A 4,367-nucleotide genomic window follows, 5' to 3' on the forward strand; every position below is an offset into this window, starting at 1 on the left:
GCCGATCTGGTTGACCTTGACCAGCAGGGCGTTGGCCGTGGCGTTGTCGATGCCACGCTGCAGCCGCTCGGGGTTGGTGACGAACAGGTCGTCGCCGACGATCTGGACCTTGTCGCCCAGGACCGCGGTGATGGTCGCCCAACCCTCCCAGTCGTCCTCGTCCAGCGGGTCCTCGATGGACACCAGCGGGTAGGACTCGACGAGCTCGGCGTAGTAGGCCGTCATCTCGGCGGCGCTGCGCTGCTGGCCCTCGAAGGTGTAGACGCCGTCCTCGCAGAACTCCGAGGCCGCGACGTCGAGCGCCAGCGCGATGTCGGTGCCGAGGGTGTAGCCGGCCTTGGCGACCGCCTCGCTGATGATGTCCAGTGCCGCACGGTTGCTCTCGAGGTTGGGCGCGAAGCCGCCCTCGTCACCGAGGCCGGTGGACAGGCCGCGCTCCTTCAGGACCGCCTTGAGCGCGTGGTAGACCTCGGTGCCCCAGCGCAGCGCCTCCCGGAAGGAGCCGGCGCCGATCGGGGCGATCATGAACTCCTGGATGTCCACGTTGGAGTCGGCGTGCGACCCACCGTTGAGGATGTTCATCATCGGCACGGGCAGCACGTGGGCGTTGGGGCCGCCGACGTAGCGGAACAGGGGCAGGCCGGCGGAGTCGGCCGCCGCACGGGCCACGGCGAGGGAGACGCCGAGGATGGCGTTGGCGCCGAGGGTGCCCTTGTTGGCGGTGCCGTCCATCGCGAGCATCTCGGCGTCGACGAGCCGCTGCTCGCTCGCCTCGAAGCCCAGCAGGCGCGGGCCGATCTCGTCCAGGACGGCGTCGACGGCCTGCTCGACGCCCTTGCCGCCGTAACGGTTCTTGTCGCCGTCGCGGCGCTCGACCGCCTCGAACGCGCCGGTCGACGCGCCGGAGGGGACCGCCGCGCGGGCGATCGTGCCGTCGTCGAGGGCGACCTCGACCTCGACGGTGGGGTTGCCGCGCGAGTCGAGGATCTCGCGCGCGCCTACTGCCTCGATGCTGGCCACAAACATCTCCATCGGTGGGCCGGACGGATACGACCCGAGCCTAACGGCTGCCCCTGCCCCCTCCGGTGACCGACCCGCACCGCGGGAGGGCGGGCTCAGGCGCCGTCGGCCCTCACCGCTGCCTCGACCTCGCGCAACGTCGCCCGCAGCGCCGCCTCGGCGTCGACCCCGGCGGCCCTCGCCCGGGCCACCAGCGCGAGCAGCTGGGCGCCCACGTCCTCCCCGACGGTCGCCTCGGTCGCGACCTCGGCGGCCCCGGCCCGCTCCAGCCGGGAGAGCACCTTGTCGGCCCGCGCCAGCGCGGGCAGGCCCGCCGGTATGCCGTCCAGCGGCGAGTCGCGGTGGGGCTTCTCCTGCGCCTTGATCTGCTCCCAGTTCGCGGTCACGTCCTCGGCGGTCTCCGCCTCGACGTTGGCGAACACGTGCGGGTTGCGCCGGACGAGCTTGTCGACGCGGGCTGCGGCCACGTCGTCGACGTCGAACGGCGCCGCCGGGTCCTCGGCGGCGACCCGGGAGTGGAAGACGACCTGGAAGAGCAGGTCGCCGAGCTCCTCGAGCATGTGGGCCCGGTCGCCGGACTCGATCGCCTCGACGACCTCGTAGGCCTCCTCGATGAGGTAGGGCAGCAAGGACTCGTGGGTCTGCTCGGCGTACCACGGGCAGACGCCCGGGGTGCGCAGCCGGTCCATCACCGCGACGAGGTCGAGCAGCCGGGCACCCGGCACGTCCCAGGACCCGACCAGCACCTCGACCTCCGGCGGCTCGGGCCGGCGGCTGACCTCCGCCGCGAGGGCGTCGGTCAGGCCCGGGTCGCCGTCGGCGGAGCCGAGCCACACCACCTCGCCCTCATCCGCGCGGTCGGCGAGGAGGCGGGCCAGCGAAGCGGGCGGCTCGGCACCCACGTGCGCGACCGGCATACCGGACTCGGCGACCGCGACGGCCTGGGCCTCGTCCTCGTCGCGGGCGAGGACGACCGCGGCCGAGGCGAGCACGTCCCACGCGTCGCGGGTGAGCAGGCCCGGCGCGACGCGGGGGCTGCTCAGCAGGAGGGTCAGGCGGTGCGCCACTCGGGCCTGCGGACTACTGGCCGGAGGGGACCGACGGGGCGGTGGTGGCGTTGGCCTGCGGGACCTTCTTGATCCAGTTCGGCTCGCTGGTGTCCAGGCGCAGGGTCTTGGGGTCGAGCTTGCCGTAGCGCGGGTTGACCGTGATCTTGGCCTTCTGCACCTCGGCGAGGACGCCCTGGACCTGCTCCTGGGTCAGCCCCTGCAGCGCAATGAACGTGCGGGCGAACTCCACCGTGGCCGGCGAGGGGTTCGGCAGCTTGGCCAGCGCCGCCTTGGCCTGGGACACGGAGACCCCGTGCCCGCCCTGGGCGGCGGCGTCGAGGACGTAGGGCGAGACGATGAGGAAGACCAGCGTGTCGGAGGCGGTGAACGGCTGCTGCAGTCCCTCGACCCCCTTGTTGGTCTCCTGGGCCGCGGTCTGCACGTCCTGGTCGCTGATGACCCGGTCGCCGACGATGGCGGCGGCACCGGCCTGCTGCGGGCCGCAGCCGGACAGGGCCAGGGCGGCACCCAGGACCAGGGCGACCGGCGCGGCGGCGCGGGCCGTCGGGAGAACCTTCACGGACGTTCCTTTCGTCGTGCCGCCGGGTGCCGGCGCGCGCGGGTCGAGCACATCATGGTCGTCAGCTCGAGGCCACGCGCGCGGCACTGGCCACGCTGTCGAGCAGGACCGCGTGGATCAGGTCGCTGGCCCACCGCAGGACTGCGGTGTCGCGCAGCGGCTTGCCACCCACCCGCGCGGTCATGGGCTTGGGCACGAGAATCGTACGGACCTGGTCCTTGACCAGCGACCCCGGGTAGAGCCGCTGCAGCCGCAGCTGCTGGCTCTCGGGCAGCTCGAGCGGGCCGAACCGCACGAAGTTGCCCTGGACGCTGATGTCGGCGACCCCCGCCTGGCGGGCCACCGTGCGCAGCCGGGCCACCTCGAGCAGGTTCTGCACGGGCTCCGGCGGAGCGCCGTAACGGTCGCGCAGCTCGGCCTCGATCTCGGCGAGTCCGGCCTCGTCCTCGACGACCGCCAGCTTCTTGTAGGCCTCCAGGCGCAGCCGCTCCCCCGGCACGTAGTCGTGGGGCAGGTGCGCGTCGACCGGGAGCTCGATCTTGATCTCGACCGGCGCCGTGTCGGCCTCACCCCGGTAGTCCGCCACCGCCTCGCCGACCAGCCGCACGTAGAGGTCGAACCCGACGCCGGCGATGTGGCCGGACTGCTCGCCGCCGAGCAGGTTGCCTGCGCCGCGGATCTCGAGGTCCTTCATGGCCACCTGCATGCCGGCGCCGAGGTCGGTGTGGCTGGCGATGGTCTGCAGCCGGTCGTGCGCCGTCTCGGTCAGCGGCTTCTCCGGCGGGTAGAGGAAGTAGGAGTAGGCCCGCTCGCGACCACGCCCCACCCGGCCGCGCAGCTGGTGCAGCTGGGAGAGGCCGAGGGCGTCGGCGCGCTCGACGATGAGGGTGTTGGCGTTGGAGATGTCCAGGCCGGTCTCGACGATCGTGGTGCAGACCAGCACGTCGAACTTCTTCTCCCAGAAGTCGAGGACGACCTGCTCGAGGCGGTGCTCGCCCATCTGGCCGTGTGCGGTGGCGATCCGGGCCTCGGGCACCAGCTCGCGCAGCCGGGCTGCGGCCTTCTCGATCGAGCTGACCTTGTTGTGCACCATGAAGACCTGGCCCTCGCGGAGCAGCTCGCGCCGGATGGCGGCCACGATCTGCTTCTCGTCGTATGCGCCGACGAAGGTCAGGACCGGGTGGCGCTCCTCCGGCGGGGTGGCCAGGGTCGACATCTCGCGGATGCCGGTGACCGCCATCTCCAGCGTGCGCGGGATCGGGGTGGCCGACATCGCGAGGACGTCGACCGCGGTGCGCATCTGCTTGAGCTGCTCCTTGTGCTCGACACCGAAGCGCTGCTCCTCGTCGACGACGACGAGGCCGAGGTCCTTGAACCGCACCTCCTTGGACAGCAGCCGGTGCGTGCCGATGACCAGGTCGACGCTGCCGTCGGCCAGGCCCTCGAGCACCCGCTTCGCCTCGGCGTCGGTCTGGAAGCGCGACAGCGCCTTCACGACCACCGGGAACTGGGCGTAGCGCTCGGAGAAGGTCTGGAAGTGCTGCTGCACCAGCAGCGTCGTGGGCACGAGGACGGCAACCTGCTTGCCGTCCTGGATCGCCTTGAACGCCGCCCGCACCGCGATCTCGGTCTTGCCGTAGCCGACGTCGCCGCAGATGAGGCGGTCCATCGGCACCGAGCGCTCCATGTCGACCTTGACCTCGTCGATGCTGCTCAGC

General features: G+C 72.0%; 4 protein-coding genes. All 4 read right to left on the minus strand.

Annotation, left to right across the window (positions count from 1 at the left end):
- Nucleotides 1-1,020, minus strand: a 1,020-nt coding sequence (eno, locus tag VF825_RS01075; RefSeq protein ID WP_331109221.1) for a phosphopyruvate hydratase, incomplete at its 3' end; no start/stop codon positions are given.
- A 95-nt stretch (nt 1,021-1,115) separates the two neighbouring features.
- Complete coding sequence (locus tag VF825_RS01080; protein WP_331109223.1) at nt 1,116-2,087, minus strand: MazG family protein; 972 nt, start codon at nt 2,085-2,087, stop codon at nt 1,116-1,118.
- Nucleotides 2,088-2,100: 13 nt separating this feature from the next.
- Nucleotides 2,101-2,649: a hypothetical protein gene (locus tag VF825_RS01085; protein WP_331109226.1), complete on the minus strand. Its 549-nt coding sequence runs from the start codon at nt 2,647-2,649 to the stop codon at nt 2,101-2,103.
- Nucleotides 2,650-2,710: 61 nt separating this feature from the next.
- Nucleotides 2,711-4,367 (minus strand): DEAD/DEAH box helicase (locus tag VF825_RS01090; RefSeq protein ID WP_331109228.1); only part of this gene is annotated, 1,657 nt, incomplete at its 5' end.

The organism is Oryzihumus sp. (assembly GCF_036391795.1).
In the GTDB taxonomy this organism is placed as follows: Bacteria; Actinomycetota; Actinomycetes; order Actinomycetales; family Dermatophilaceae; genus Oryzihumus.